This window comes from Streptomyces blastmyceticus (assembly GCF_039521185.1).
GTDB lineage: Bacteria > Actinomycetota > Actinomycetes > Streptomycetales > Streptomycetaceae > Streptomyces > Streptomyces blastmyceticus.
This window is the reverse complement of record NZ_BAAABW010000006.1, coordinates 1-12,632: the sequence shown is the minus strand read 5'-3', so window position 1 is coordinate 12,632 and position 12,632 is coordinate 1. Positions and strand designations below refer to the sequence as shown.

Genomic DNA, 12,632 nt, shown 5'->3' with positions numbered 1-12,632 from the left:
CCGGGTGCCGCCCTTCGGCGTATGTGCTGTGCCGTCAGTCCGCTCAGTAGGCGGAGTTGACGTTGTCCATCGAGCCGTACGTCTTGGCCGCGTAGTTGCAGGCGGCGGTGATGTTGGCGACCGGGTCGTAGATGTCCCAGGAGGTGCCCTCGACGTGGTACGCCTTGAAGGTCGGGTCGATCACCTGGAGCAGGCCCTTGGAGGGGATGCCGGCGGCGGCGTTGGAGTCCCAGTTGTTGATCGCCTGGGGGTTGCCGGTCGACTCGCGCATGATGTTGCGCTTGATGCCGTCGTACGAACCCGGGATGTTGTGGGCGGCCATGATGTCCAGCGCCTCGCGGATCCACCCGTCGAGGTCGTTGGAGTAGGCCTTCTTCGCGGGGGCCGGGGCCGGGGCGGGGGCGGCCTGGACCGGCTTGCGCTCCTCGGAACGGCTCGCGGCCTCCTTGTCGGCGCGCTCCTTGTCGGCCTTGGCCTTCGCCTCGGCCTCGGCCTTCTGCTTGGCCTCGGCCTCGGACTTCGCCAGCTTCGCGGCGTTGTCCGACTGCTTGCCGAGCTGCTCCTGCTGGTCCTCGACACCGAGAGCCTTGGCGTTCCACGCGACCGGCTTGACGGCGATCGACTGCGTGCCCGCGTCGGCCGAGGCGCCCGGCAGGGCGGCGAACGTCAGGGCGGCCACACCGGCCGCGGCGATGCCCGCGGCGGAGAACTTGTGGACCTTGGTGAGACGGCTATAGCCGGAGATGGGGGAGCGCATGCTGAGCTGAACCTCTTCCAATCGCTTGAGTCGCAGTGGCCCGGAGAGGCGCTGCAAAAAAGCGCCGCGTCTCGATCGACGGCGCCCTGCGACTGGGCAATTGTTAGCGGCCGCAAAATGCTGTGGCAAAGGTGTGACGTACTACCCGGCTTCGTTGCGGAGGGCCCCGCGGCCCTCGTGCGAAAGGGGCCGCGAACGGCCCCTGCACCCGCTTACGACGGCCTTATTTATCCACTAGCCGGGTTCGTAGGTGATCTGCGCCCTATGCCCGGCGTCACACCGGGCCCCCTGGGGGTTCACCCGGTGTGCACGCCTCGACGCTTTGCGTATGTGATCGTTTGCTCAGATCTCCACCAGCACCTGGTCCAGGCTCTTGCGGACCAGATCCGGCACTTGGCAGTCCACGGCCGGATACCCGACGGGGATCACCGCAAACGCCTTCTCGTTCGCCGGCCGCCCCAGCACCTCGGACAGGAACCGCATCGGGCTCGGCGTGTGCACCAGGGCCGCCAGCCCCGACAGGTGCAGCGCCGACAGCAGCATCCCGACCGCGATGCCCACCGACTCGTCCACGTAGTAGTGCTTGCGCTTGTCGCCGCCCTCGCCCAGCCAGTACCGCTGCTGGAAGACCACGATCAGCGCGGGCGCGTCCGTCAGATGCGGCTTGACCTCGTCCGTGCCCAGCGGCCGCAGCGCCGCCAGCCACTCCTCGCCCAGCCGCCCGTCGTAGGAGATCCGTTCCTCCTCCTCCGCGGCCGCGCGGATCCGCCGCCGCACCTCGGCGTCCTTCACCAGGGCGAACGTCCACGGCTGCTGATGCGCCCCGGAGGGGGCGGTGGCCGCACACGCGATCGCGTCCTTCACCACCTGCTCCGGCACCGGGTCCGCGGAGAACTGCCGTACGGTCCTGCGCCCGTCCATCCGCTCCCGCAGCTCGGCGGCGCGGGCCAGGGACTCGGCGGCGGGCATCCGCTCGGGCCGGTAGGGCACCGGCCGGTAGGGATCGCCGTGGGTCGGTGTCCACTGTGTCGTTGGTATAGACATGCTCCGAGTCTGGTCCGCGACGGCGGCCCATGAGGGGCACATCCCGGAATTCGCCCCCGCATCCCGTCCGGACCCCATGGCCGGAACCGGGCGGTCCGGGACCTTCGGCCTAGGCCCCCGGTCCGGGTCCCGGGCCTCCGGCGGCCCGATACGCCCCGCCACCCGCCTCGGTACCGTGACCTCATGACCACCGGCCCACGCTCCGGCCTCACCGCCGTGAGCACCGCGCTCCTCGCCATGAGCAGACACCTCCAGGTGCGCGACGTCCTCAAGACGATCGTCGTCTCCGCCCGCGAACTGCTGGACGCCGAATACGCGGCGCTCGGCGTACCGGACGACCACGGGGGCTTCGCGCAGTTCGTCGTCGACGGGATCAGCGACGAGCAGTGGAAGGCCATCGGCCCGCTGCCCCGGCAGCACGGCATCCTCGCCGCGATGCTCCACGACGCCACCCCGCAGCGCCTCGGCGACGTCCGCGAGGACCCCCGCTTCGAGGGCTGGCCCGACGCCCACCCCGACATGAGCGACTTCATCGGCATGCCCGTCGCCGACGGCGAGGAGATCCTCGGCGCGCTCTTCCTCGCCAACAAGAGGTGTCCCAAACCGGCCGGCGGCTGCGGCTTCACCGCCGAGGACGAGGAACTCCTCGGCGTCCTCGCCCAGCACGCCGCCATAGCGCTCACCAACGCCCGGCTCTACGAGCGCAGCCGCGAGCTCACCATCGCCGGGGAGCGCGCCCGCCTCGCCCACGAGCTGCACGACGCCGTCGCCCAGAAGCTCTTCTCCCTGCGCCTGACCGCCCAGGCCGCCACCGCGCTCGTCGACCGCGACCCCGCCCGCGCCAAGGGCGAGCTGCACGAGGTGGCCCGGCTCGCCGCCGAGGCCGCCGACGAACTGCGCGCCGCCGTCGTGGAGCTGCGCCCCGCGGGCCTCGACGAGGACGGGCTCGTCGCCACCCTGCGCACCCAGATCCAGGTCCTGGACCGCGCCCACACCGCCCGCGTCACCTTCGCCTCCCAGGGCGTACGGGCCCTCCCGGCCGCCCAGGAGGAGGCGCTGCTGCGCGTCGCCCAGGAGGCCCTGCACAACGCCCTGCGGCACTCCGGCGCCGAGCGTGTGGACGTCACCCTCGCCCGCACGGGCCAGGGCGCCGTGCTGCGCGTCACCGACGACGGCTGCGGCTTCGAGCCCGGCAGCGTCCGCCGGGCGGGCCGCCACCTCGGGCTCGTCTCCATGCGGGACCGGGCGGCCGGAGTCGGCGGCAGTCTGACCGTTACCTCGGCGCCCGGGAAGGGCACCGCGATCGAGATGGAGGTGTCGGGTGGCTGAGGAACGCGTGATCCGAGTGCTGCTGGTCGACGACCACCAGGTGGTCCGCCGGGGGCTGCGGACGTTTCTGGAGGTCCAGGACGACATCGAGGTGGTCGGGGAGGCCGCCGACGGCGCCGAGGGCGTCGAGCGGGCCGAGGAGCTGCGCCCCGACGTCGTCCTCATGGACGTGAAGATGCCCGGCACCGACGGCATCGAGGCGCTGCGCAAGCTCCGGGAGCTCGACAACCCCGCCCGGGTGCTGATCGTCACCAGCTTCACCGAGCAGCGCACCGTGATCCCCGCCCTGCGGGCCGGTGCGGCGGGGTACGTCTACAAGGACGTGGACCCCGACGCCCTCGCCGGGGCGATCAGGTCCGTGCACGCCGGGCACGTCCTGCTCCAGCCCGAGGTGGCGGGCGCCCTGCTCTCCCAGGAGGAGGCGGGCGGCGGCCAGGGGAGAGGCAACGCGCTCACCGAGCGCGAACGGGAGGTGCTCGCTCTGATCGCCGACGGCCGGTCCAACCGGGAGATCGCCCGCGCCCTCGTCCTGTCGGAGAAGACTGTCAAGACCCACGTGTCGAACATCCTGATGAAGCTGGACCTCGCCGACCGCACCCAGGCGGCCCTGTGGGCCGTCCGACATGGGATCGGAGCATGATCGCGGTCATACCGGAACGTCGTCTTCAGATCAGAGATTCATACGGTCGTGTGGTGGTCCACCTGGCCCCGCAACCTGACCGTCCGTGACCCGTTTTCCATGGCGTACGCGGCGGCTGGCCGTGGCAACGTTCCAGGAAGGTCATTAGAAGAGTGAAGAACATGAAGAAGGTCGCTGCCGTCACGATCGCCCTCGGCGGTCTCGCCTTCGCGGGCGCCGGTGCGGCCTCCGCCCACCAGGCCGAGGGCGAGGCGAAGAACTCCCCCGGCGTCGTTTCCGGCAACGTCATCCAGGTGCCGGTCGACGTGGCAGCGAACGTGTGCGGCGACACCATCAACGTGGTGGGCTTCCTTAACCCGGCGGCCGGGAACCTCTGCCTCAACAAGTAGTCGAGGCGTCGCCTGCCCGGCTCCGATCCACGGGGCCCGGGCAGGCGGGTGCGATCACTCGTCCGAATGAGGGCAAACACCGCCGATGGCCGTGCCATCGGCGGTGCGCTGGCGTTCATCAGTGCGCGACCCCGCGGCTGGGGTCGTCAAGGACATCAGCAGAAGGAAGACCCTCCATGAACAGTGCCAAGAAGGCCGCCCTCGTCCTGGCCGCGGCAGGCATGGCTCTCAGCGCCTCTGTCGGCGCCGCCACCGCCCACGACGAGGACCATGGCCGTTTCGAGGGCGCCGTCGCCGACGGTGTCGCCAAGGGCTCGCCCGGCATCATCTCCGGCGACGTCATCCAGATCCCGGTGCAGGTGCCGCTCAACGTCTGCGGCAACACCATCGACATCCTCATCGCGATCCTCAACCCGACGTTCGGCAACACCTGCGTCAACTCCTGAGCGACGCGCGCCGGCCGACTCAGGGCCCCTCAGGAAGGCCCCGCGATGTTTCGCGGGGCCTTCCTGCTGCGTCCGGGCGGCACGGGAGCCGCACGGAGGCAGGCCGCTACACCCGGCGCTCGACCATCGCGTTGTACGCCGCGACCTGCGCCCGGCGGGCGACTCGCTCCACCGGCCGCAGCGCCTGGGCCCGCGCCGTCATCTCGGACGCGCTCACCGCCCCGCCGTGCTCACGGCCCCCTCCGTCCCCCGGCTCGTACGCGATCGAGATCAGCGCGCCCACCCGCTGCGCCAGCTCCAGCACCCGCACCGCACGCGGCGGGTAGCCCGGGGCCAGCACCTCGCGGCCCCGCTCGGCCCGTGCGCGGTACGCCTCAAGCGCGGCCTGGGCCACCGGGCCGGAACCGGCCACGTCCAGCCGGGTGAGCACGTCGGTCGCGTCGCGCAGCGCCTCCGCCAGCTCCCGCTCGGCCTCGCCGAGCGAGGGCACGTCCGCGGGCGGTGCCTCGCGCACGGGCAGGCAGTGCCACACCACCTCCACGTGCACATCACCGGCGGGGCCCGCCTCGTACACCTCGGGTACGAGACCCAGCGCCGCCCCCGTCGCGACGACCGCCTCCTCGGCCTCCAGGGCCCGGGCGTTGAACTCCGGCGGCCCGCTGAGCCCCAGCGGGTGCCCCGGCACCGGCAGTGCGAGGCGCAGGCCCGTCGCCCCGAGGGCGCGGAGCCTGCCGAGGGCCAGGGTCAATCCGACCGGGCCGGACTCCCCGGGCAGTCCGGTGACGCGGTGCACGGCGTCGTCACCGGTGATCCGGTGTGCGGCCTCATCGGGAGAGGTGAATCCGGCAATGAGGGCATTTCCCCACGCAGTGAGCCGTCCTGAGCGGTGTTCATCGAGCATGGCCCCAGCCTAAGGACCGGCACCGACAACGGGTGGCGTAAGTTCTTCCCTGGGGGCTGTCCCTGGGGGCATCGCCTGAGGGCAAGCGACGACGACACTGCAATGGGAGACAACGCGCTCATGAGCGAAGTGCTGGAACTGGTGGACGTATCCGTGGTCCGCGAGGGCCGGGCTCTGGTGGACCAGGTCTCCTGGTCGGTCAAGGAAGGGGAGCGCTGGGTCATCCTCGGCCCCAACGGCGCCGGCAAGACCACCCTCCTCAATGTCGCCTCCAGCTATCTCTTCCCGACCACGGGCACCGTCAAGGTCCTGGGCGAGAAGCTCGGCGCGGTCGACGTCTTCGAGCTCCGCCCCCGCATCGGCATCGCGGGCATCGCCCTCGCCGACAAGCTGCCGCGCAGCCAGACCGTCCTGCAGACCGTCCTCACCGCCGCGTACGGCATGACGGCCACCTGGCAGGAGAACTACGAGGAGGTCGACGAGCAGCGCGCCCGCGCCTTCCTCGACGTCCTCGGCATGACGGACTACCTGGACCGGAAGTTCGGCACCCTCTCCGAGGGCGAGCGCAAGCGCACCCTCATCGCCCGCGCGATGATGACCGACCCCGAGCTGCTGCTGCTCGACGAGCCCGCCGCGGGCCTCGACCTGGGCGGCCGCGAGGACCTCGTGCGCCGCCTCGGCCGCCTCGCCCGCGACCCCCTCGCGCCCTCGATGCTCATGGTCACCCACCACGTCGAGGAGATCCCCCCGGGCTTCACCCACGTCCTGATGATCCGTCAGGGCAAGGTGCTCGCCGCGGGCCCCGTCGAGCTCGAACTCACCTCCCGCAACCTCTCCCACTGCTTCGGCCTCCCCCTGGTCGTCGAGCGCCAGGGACAGCGCTGGACGGCCCAGGGTCTGCCCCTCTCCTGACCCCCCGCTCCACCGCGCGCCCCGCTCCCGCGCACTGTCCGGCGGCCGCCGCCACGCCTACCATGAACACGTGGACACATGGGTGTGGTGGCTGGTGGCCGCCGTCGGACTGGGCATTCCGCTCGTCGTCACAGCGATGCCCGAGTTCGGGATGCTCGCGGCCGGAGCCGTGGCCGCCGCCGTCACCGACCGGCTCGGCGGCGGCGCCGTCGCGCAGTTCGTCGTCTTCGCCGTCGTCTCGGTCGCCCTCATCGCCGTCGTCCGGCCGATCGCCAACCGCCACCGCTCGCAGCGACCCGCCCTGGAGACCGGCGTGGACGCCCTCAAGGGCCGGCAGGCCGTCGTCCTGGAGCGGGTCGACGGCAACGGCGGCCGCATCAAGCTCGCCGGCGAGATCTGGTCCGCGCGTTCCTACGACGCCGAGCGCAGCTACGAGGCGGGCCAGCAGGTGGACGTCGTCGAGATCGACGGTGCGACGGCCGTGGTGCTGTGACCACCGCCGACCGCACCCGTACGGCCCCGGGACACCCCCGGAAACGAGCCGCGCGCGGCTTGATATGCCCTCATTACCTGCACGGCGGCGCCGCGTTCTGAAAGACTTCACCGGAGAGATCAACACCGACAGGCACGGGGAGCCACGATGGAACCGATCATCATCGTCCTGATCATCTTGGTGGTGCTCGTCTTCATCGCCCTCATGAAGACGGTCCAGGTGATCCCGCAGGCCAGCGCCGCCATCGTCGAGCGCTTCGGCCGCTACACCCGGACCCTCAACGCCGGTCTGAACATCGTCGTCCCCTTCATCGACTCCATCCGCAACCGCATCGACCTCCGTGAGCAGGTCGTGCCGTTCCCGCCGCAGCCGGTGATCACCCAGGACAACCTGGTCGTCAACATCGACACGGTCATCTACTACCAGGTGACCGACGCGCGCGCCGCGACGTACGAGGTCTCCAGCTTCATCCAGGCCATCGAGCAGCTCACCGTCACCACCCTGCGCAACATCATCGGCGGCATGGACCTGGAGCGGACCCTCACCTCCCGCGAGGAGATCAACGCGGCCCTGCGCGGCGTGCTCGACGAGGCCACCGGCAAGTGGGGCATCCGCGTCAACCGCGTCGAGCTCAAGGCCATCGAACCGCCCACCTCCATCCAGGACTCGATGGAGAAGCAGATGCGCGCCGACCGTGACAAGCGCGCCGCGATCCTCACCGCGGAGGGCATCCGCCAGTCGCAGATCCTCACCGCGGAGGGCGAGAAGCAGTCCGCGATCCTGCGCGCCGAGGGTGAGGCCAAGGCCGCCGCCCTGCGCGCCGAGGGCGAGGCCCAGGCGATCCGTACGGTCTTCGAGTCCATCCACGCCGGCGACCCCGACGAGAAGCTGCTCTCCTACCAGTACCTCCAGATGCTGCCGAAGATCGCCGAGGGCGACGCCAACAAGCTCTGGATCGTGCCCAGCGAGATCGGCGACGCGCTCAAGGGCCTGAGCGGCGCCGTCGGGAACTTCGGCCCCATGGGCCCGTCGCGCAGCGGCGGCCAGGCCCCGAAGACCACCAAGGAGACCCCCCGCCGGGAGCAGCCGCCCATCGACTGACGCCGTCCTCTCCTGCATGATCAGTAAGGCCCCTCGACCCCCTCAGGGCGGGGAGGCGACACACTGACCATGAAGGAGATGGCCTTGTCCATCTGGGAAGCACTCGCGATCTTCGCCGCAGGCATCGGCGCGGGCACCATCAACACCATCGTCGGCTCCGGCACCCTCTTCACCTTCCCGGTGCTCCTCGCCGTCGGACTGCCCCCGATCACCGCGAACGTCTCCAACACCCTCGGCCTCGTCAGCGGAAACATCAGCGGCGCCATCGGCTACCGCCGCGAACTCCGCGGCCAGCGCCGCCGCGTCCTGCGCTTCGGCGTCACCGCCCTGATCGGCGGGCTCACCGGCGCCGTCCTGCTGCTCGCGCTCCCGTCCAAGGCCTTCGACACGATCGTGCCCGCCCTCATCGGCCTCGCACTGGTCCTCGTCGTCCTCCAGCCCCGGCTCGCCAGGGCGCTCGCCCGCCGCCGCGAACGCAACGGCACCACCGACACCGTCACCGACGGCGGCCCCGCCCTGCTCCTGGGCCTCCTGCTCGCCAGTGCCTACGGCGGCTACTTCGGCGCGGCCCAGGGCGTCCTCTACCTCTCCCTGATGGGCCTGCTCCTCCGCGACGACCTCCAGCGCGTCAACGCCCTCAAGAACGTCCTCGCCGTCGTCGTCAACGGCGTCGCGGCGCTCTTCTTCCTCTTCGTCGCCGACTTCGACTGGACCGCCGTGCTGCTCATCGCCGCCGGCTCCACCCTCGGCGGCCAGCTGGGCGCGAAGATCGGCCGCCGTCTGCCGCCCACCGCGCTGCGCGGCGTCATCGTCGTGGTCGGCGTCGTGGCCATCGTGCAGATGCTGCTGAAGAAGTGACGAACAGGGGGCGGGCGGGGGAGGAACACCCCGCCCGCCCCCTCGCTCAGGCGGCGGACACCGCGACCTGTCCCGCCAGCCACTCCGGCAACCCCTCCCGCGCCCCCAGCGCGAGCACGAGAGCGTCCGCGGGCGTCGGTTCGAACGGCGCGGTCAGCAGCCGCATCCCCGCCTGCTCCGGCGTACGGTCCGCCTTGCGGTGATTGTCCTCGGCGCACGCGGCGACGGTGTTCAGCCAACTGTCCTCGCCCCCGTGCGAGCGCGGCACCACGTGGTCCACCGTCGTCGCCCGCCGGCCGCAGTACGCGCACCGGTGCCGGTCCCGCACCAGCACCCCACGCCGCGACCAGGAAGCCCGTCTTCGGAACGGCACCCGTACGTACCGGCACAGTCTGATCACCTGCGGCACCGGCATCTCGACCGCCGACGCCCGGACCCGCCGCCCGGGCCGCGCCTGCTCGACCACGGCCTTGCCCTGGAGCACGAGCACCACCGCACGTCGCAGCGACACCGTCGCCAACGGCTCGAAGCTCGCATTGAGCACCAGCGTCTCCCGCATCCCGCACACCTCCCGGCCCGTCCCCGCCCCAGTGGCAAAGATGGCTCAACTGTGCCCCTGTACAGATCGGACGACAACGTAATTTCCGTACGGGAAAAGGGAGTTGAAGAAGAGAAGAATGAGGGGGGGGAACGCTCCGGACCCTTCCCCCGTGTGACACAGGGCCCGGAGCGCACGACAGCGGACGCGGGCGCCCGGCGCGATGCCGGACTCCGGCAGACGGCCGGCGCACGCGCGCCCCGCCGCCCCCGCCACTGCGGTGTCCACTGTCCGACGGCCATGCGGAGCCGTCAGCCATGCACCACTGTGCGATCCGGGGCGGCGGGACGCAACGGATTTTCCGGTCGGCCCGGCGGGTACGGGCCTCAGCCGGCGGCCGGCACCTCGTACTCACCGATCAACTGCGCCCGGCCCAGGGCGTGGAACCGCAGGTTGAAGCCCACGACGGCGGGCGACGCGGCGGCGTCCGGGCCCAGCTTCTCCTTGTCCACCGCGTAGACCGTGAACACATAGCGGTGCGGCCCGTCGCCGGGCGGCGGCGCGGCACCGCCGAAGTCCCGCGTCCCGTAGTCGTTGCGTACATGGACGGCGCCCTCGGGCAGCCCCTTCAGCTCACCGCTCCCCGCACCGCCGGGCAGCTCCGTCACCGACAGCGGAATGTCGAACAGCACCCAGTGCCAGAAGCCGCTGCCGGTCGGGGCGTCGGGGTCGAAGCACGTCACCGCGAAGCTCTTCGTCCCCTCGGGGAACCCCTCCCAGCGCAGCTGCGGCGAGAGGTTGCCCCCGGAGAACACCTGGGCGTCACCCAGCGTCCCACCGGGCGTCAGGTCATCACTCACCACCGTGAACGAGGCCACCGGAGGGTGGAATTCATGGGGGAGCGGCGGTCGCTTCTGCTCGGGCACTTCGGCGCCTCCTTGTACGCGCGGACGGTGAAGCCGCCAGCCTAACCAGGCACCGCCCGCGGGGGCTGCGACCATACGGAGTGTGCTTCGACAGCTTCGACTCCCCCGACGACGACCGGCCGGGCGCGCCCTGCGCGCACTGACCGCCTTCCTCGCCGCCCTGCCCCTGCTCCTGCTGCCCGCGTGCTCCTCCGGCGGCCACAAGGACGGGAAGACCACCTCGACCACGAGCCCGGCACGCAGCACCCCGGGTTCCCCCGGGGCCCCCGCCTGGGCGAAGGGCATGCGGACGATCACCCCGGACCGGCTGCCAGCAGAGGCCCGCAAGACCCTCGAACTCATCGACAAGGGCGGCCCCTTCCCGTACGACAAGGACGGCACGGTCTTCGGCAACTACGAGAACCGGCTGCCGAAGCAGGCCCGCGGCTACTACCACGAGTACACCGTCCCCACCCCCGGCTCCCGCACCCGCGGCGCGCGCCGCATCATCGCCGGGAACCACGCCGAGCGCTACTACACCGGCGACCACTACGACACCTTCGAAGCGGTGGTAAAACCATGACCGGCCCGCTGCCCGCACCCGGCCTCACCGGCCTCTTCATCGGCACCGTCCCCCCGGGGCTCTACCGGCTGCCGCCCACCGAGACCGCCTCCCGCGTCATCTCGCTCGCCGCCGAGGCCGACTGGCGGGTGGCCACGCTGCCGCTGGGCGGGGTGGCGGACAAGGCCGGCTTCCTCGACCGCTGCGCGGCCGCCCTCGACTTCCCCCAGTGGTTCGGCCGCAACTGGGACGCCCTCGCCGACTGCCTCATGGACCTCTCCTGGTGGCGCGACGAGAGCAAGGCCCGCGGCTACCTCCTCCTCGCGGAGGACTGGGACGCCTTCCGCAAGGCCGCCCCGAAGGACGCCCGCACGGCGGAGACGATCCTCGCCGACGCCGTCGACTACTGGGCCGACGGCGAGTCACCCCTGGCGGCCCTGCTCGGCTGAGGCCCAGAACCGGTTGCGCCGGCCGCCGACCTCCGCGAGCCACTGGTGGAGATCGGCGGCCCGATCGGTTCGCCGACAGCCCCTGGATCCGCTGCGCGACCGAGTACGCTCGATCAGCATGATCGCCGCGCCTGACCGTATGCCGATCGCCCGGCACTTCTTCGACCGTCCCGTGCTGGAGGTCGCCCCCGACCTCCTCGGCCGCACCCTCGTCCGGACGAGCCCGGACGGGCCGATCGAGCTCCGCATCACGGAGGTCGAGGCATACGCGGGCCAGGCCGACCCCGGCTCGCACGCCTACCGCGGCCGTACCGAGCGGAACGCGTCGATGTTCGGACCCCCCGGTCACGCGTATGTCTACTTCATCTACGGCATGTGGTTCAGCCTCAACCTCGTCTGCGGCCCGGAGGGCACGGCGAGCGGAGTCCTGCTGCGGGCCGGCGAGGTGGTGAAGGGGACGGCGCTCGCCCGCGCGCGGCGCCCGAAGGCACGCAAGGACCGTGAGCTCGCCCAGGGCCCGGCGCGCCTGGCCACCGCCCTCGACGTCGACCGCGGCCTCAACGGCACCGACCTCTGCGCGGGCCCCGGCACACCGCTGTCCCTCCTCACCGGCCACCCCATCCACCCTGACCAGCTGCGCAGCGGCCCTCGTACGGGCGTGGGCGGCGAGGGCGCGACGCACCCGTGGCGCTTCTGGGCGGACGGCGACCCGACGGTCAGCCCGTACCGCGCCCATGTGCCGCGCCACCGGGGCAAGAGGGACGCGTAGGACGGTGCTTGACTCCGGGCCCAGGAAGACCTAACGTAGCCCGAGCCGCTTGAGACGGACGGCGCCCTGTGCGCGGACCGGCAGGCGGCACAACCACTACTGACGAGGGCCACCCCGGATCGGGGTCTTATTTCGCTGTGCCGAAATAAGGAATCGATCGGCTCGATTAGGAGCCGCACGGGAAAGCCGCTAAAGTAGTGGACACGCCGGAAGGCGCGAAACAAACCCCCTCCGACGGGGATCGGAAACGAATTCGAGCCGGGAACGGCACGGAAAAGGATCTGATAGAGTCGGAAACACGAAATACCGAAGGGAAGCGCCCGGAGGAAAGCCCGAGAGGGTGAGTACAAAGGAAGCGTCCGTTCCTTGAGAACTCAACAGCGTGCCAAAAGTCAACGCCAGACTATAAAATACCCCGTCCCTGGCCTTCTGGCCGGGACGCGGTTCCTTTGAAAGTCCTGCCGACCCTCTTTGGGGGTGGGTGGGCACACACAGCGAGGACGCTGTGCATGGCCGGGCTTATTCCGCCTGGCTGTGCC

Annotated in this window: 16 protein-coding genes; 11 read left to right on the top strand and 5 right to left on the bottom strand. The window is 71.1% G+C overall.

Translation table 11 applies throughout. The annotated features are described in order from the left end of the window. Positions 1-43: 43 nt before the first annotated feature. Positions 44-757, bottom strand: coding sequence for a transglycosylase SLT domain-containing protein (locus ABD269_RS05985; RefSeq protein WP_301888376.1), 714 nt, complete (start codon positions 755-757; stop codon positions 44-46). Positions 758-1,099: 342 nt separating this feature from the next. Beyond that, positions 1,100-1,801: a nitroreductase family protein gene (locus tag ABD269_RS05980; RefSeq protein WP_344116760.1), complete on the bottom strand. Its 702-nt coding sequence runs from the start codon at positions 1,799-1,801 to the stop codon at positions 1,100-1,102. Positions 1,802-1,984: 183 nt separating this feature from the next. Between ABD269_RS05980 and ABD269_RS05975 the strand changes: the two genes are divergently transcribed. From ABD269_RS05975 to ABD269_RS05960, 4 genes are all read left to right on the top strand, one after another. Beyond that, entirely contained in the window at positions 1,985-3,130 is a 1,146-nt protein-coding gene (locus ABD269_RS05975; RefSeq protein ID WP_301888380.1) for a GAF domain-containing sensor histidine kinase, read from the top strand. Beyond that, the gene (locus ABD269_RS05970) at positions 3,123-3,770 is read left to right on the top strand and encodes a response regulator (protein ID WP_301888383.1); all 648 of its coding nucleotides are present in this window, start codon (positions 3,123-3,125) and stop codon (positions 3,768-3,770) included. Before ABD269_RS05975 ends, ABD269_RS05970 begins: the two co-directional genes overlap by 8 nt. A gap of 152 nt (positions 3,771-3,922) precedes the next feature. After that, positions 3,923-4,159 carry a chaplin gene (locus tag ABD269_RS05965; RefSeq protein ID WP_344116757.1) on the top strand — a complete coding sequence of 79 codons (237 nt, stop codon included), beginning with the start codon at positions 3,923-3,925 and terminating at the stop codon, positions 4,157-4,159. A 176-nt stretch (positions 4,160-4,335) separates the two neighbouring features. Then, a complete protein-coding gene (locus ABD269_RS05960; protein ID WP_301888387.1) occupies positions 4,336-4,605 on the top strand; it encodes a chaplin in 270 nt (89 codons plus the stop codon). Positions 4,606-4,711: 106 nt separating this feature from the next. Here the strand turns inward: ABD269_RS05960 and ABD269_RS05955 are convergent, their stop codons facing one another. Beyond that, complete coding sequence (locus ABD269_RS05955; protein WP_344116755.1) at positions 4,712-5,506, bottom strand: hypothetical protein; 795 nt, start codon at positions 5,504-5,506, stop codon at positions 4,712-4,714. 120 nt (positions 5,507-5,626) lie between these two features. On the opposite strand from ABD269_RS05955, the gene ABD269_RS05950 reads away from it, so the two are divergent. The 4 genes from ABD269_RS05950 (at position 5,627) to ABD269_RS05935 (ending at position 8,870) form a co-directional block, all read left to right on the top strand. Further along, positions 5,627-6,418 carry an ABC transporter ATP-binding protein gene (locus ABD269_RS05950; RefSeq protein ID WP_301888391.1) on the top strand — a complete coding sequence of 264 codons (792 nt, stop codon included), beginning with the start codon at positions 5,627-5,629 and terminating at the stop codon, positions 6,416-6,418. Positions 6,419-6,488: 70 nt separating this feature from the next. After that, entirely contained in the window at positions 6,489-6,911 is a 423-nt protein-coding gene (locus ABD269_RS05945) for an NfeD family protein (protein ID WP_301888394.1), read from the top strand. Between the two features lie 147 nt (positions 6,912-7,058). Next, positions 7,059-8,012 (top strand): SPFH domain-containing protein, encoded by a 954-nt coding sequence (locus ABD269_RS05940; RefSeq protein WP_116211055.1) that lies wholly within the window; start codon positions 7,059-7,061, stop codon positions 8,010-8,012. 84 nt (positions 8,013-8,096) lie between these two features. Further along, positions 8,097-8,870: a sulfite exporter TauE/SafE family protein gene (locus ABD269_RS05935; protein ID WP_344116750.1), complete on the top strand. Its 774-nt coding sequence runs from the start codon at positions 8,097-8,099 to the stop codon at positions 8,868-8,870. Between the two features lie 46 nt (positions 8,871-8,916). Here ABD269_RS05935 and ABD269_RS05930 read toward each other — a convergent pair whose 3' ends face one another. Together ABD269_RS05930 and ABD269_RS05925 are read right to left on the bottom strand one after the other, a co-directional pair. After that, positions 8,917-9,429, bottom strand: coding sequence for an HNH endonuclease (locus ABD269_RS05930; protein WP_344116747.1), 513 nt, complete (start codon positions 9,427-9,429; stop codon positions 8,917-8,919). Between the two features lie 365 nt (positions 9,430-9,794). Continuing rightward, on the bottom strand, positions 9,795-10,334 hold the full coding sequence (locus ABD269_RS05925; RefSeq protein ID WP_301888402.1) for a YbhB/YbcL family Raf kinase inhibitor-like protein: 540 nt from the start codon (positions 10,332-10,334) through the stop codon (positions 9,795-9,797). Between the two features lie 82 nt (positions 10,335-10,416). On the opposite strand from ABD269_RS05925, the gene ABD269_RS05920 reads away from it, so the two are divergent. The 3 genes from ABD269_RS05920 to ABD269_RS05910 all read left to right on the top strand — a co-directional run bounded on the left by ABD269_RS05920 (position 10,417) and on the right by ABD269_RS05910 (position 12,093). After that, positions 10,417-10,896, top strand: a complete 480-nt coding sequence (locus tag ABD269_RS05920; RefSeq protein ID WP_344116743.1) for a guanyl-specific ribonuclease — start codon at positions 10,417-10,419, stop codon at positions 10,894-10,896. Continuing rightward, a complete protein-coding gene (locus tag ABD269_RS05915; protein WP_344116741.1) occupies positions 10,893-11,324 on the top strand; it encodes a barstar family protein in 432 nt (143 codons plus the stop codon). Before ABD269_RS05920 ends, ABD269_RS05915 begins: the two co-directional genes overlap by 4 nt. 118 nt (positions 11,325-11,442) lie before the next feature. Next, complete coding sequence (locus ABD269_RS05910) at positions 11,443-12,093, top strand: DNA-3-methyladenine glycosylase (protein WP_344116739.1); 651 nt, start codon at positions 11,443-11,445, stop codon at positions 12,091-12,093. Positions 12,094-12,632 lie beyond the last annotated feature (539 nt).

What these genes read in the sequence shown, in the direction of transcription:
- ABD269_RS05960 (WP_301888387.1), top strand. Translation starts at nt 4,336, where the DNA reads ATGAACAGTGCCAAGAAGGCCGCCCTCGTCCTGGCCGCGGCAGGCATG.
- ABD269_RS05930 (WP_344116747.1), bottom strand. Translation starts at nt 9,429, where the DNA reads ATGCGGGAGACGCTGGTGCTCAATGCGAGCTTCGAGCCGTTGGCGACG.
- ABD269_RS05980 (WP_344116760.1), bottom strand. Translation starts at nt 1,801, where the DNA reads ATGTCTATACCAACGACACAGTGGACACCGACCCACGGCGATCCCTAC.
- ABD269_RS05975 (WP_301888380.1), top strand. Translation starts at nt 1,985, where the DNA reads ATGACCACCGGCCCACGCTCCGGCCTCACCGCCGTGAGCACCGCGCTC.
- ABD269_RS05940 (WP_116211055.1), top strand. Translation starts at nt 7,059, where the DNA reads ATGGAACCGATCATCATCGTCCTGATCATCTTGGTGGTGCTCGTCTTC.
- ABD269_RS05915 (WP_344116741.1), top strand. Translation starts at nt 10,893, where the DNA reads ATGACCGGCCCGCTGCCCGCACCCGGCCTCACCGGCCTCTTCATCGGC.
- ABD269_RS05955 (WP_344116755.1), bottom strand. Translation starts at nt 5,506, where the DNA reads ATGCTCGATGAACACCGCTCAGGACGGCTCACTGCGTGGGGAAATGCC.
- ABD269_RS05910 (WP_344116739.1), top strand. Translation starts at nt 11,443, where the DNA reads ATGATCGCCGCGCCTGACCGTATGCCGATCGCCCGGCACTTCTTCGAC.
- ABD269_RS05950 (WP_301888391.1), top strand. Translation starts at nt 5,627, where the DNA reads ATGAGCGAAGTGCTGGAACTGGTGGACGTATCCGTGGTCCGCGAGGGC.
- ABD269_RS05985 (WP_301888376.1), bottom strand. Translation starts at nt 757, where the DNA reads ATGCGCTCCCCCATCTCCGGCTATAGCCGTCTCACCAAGGTCCACAAG.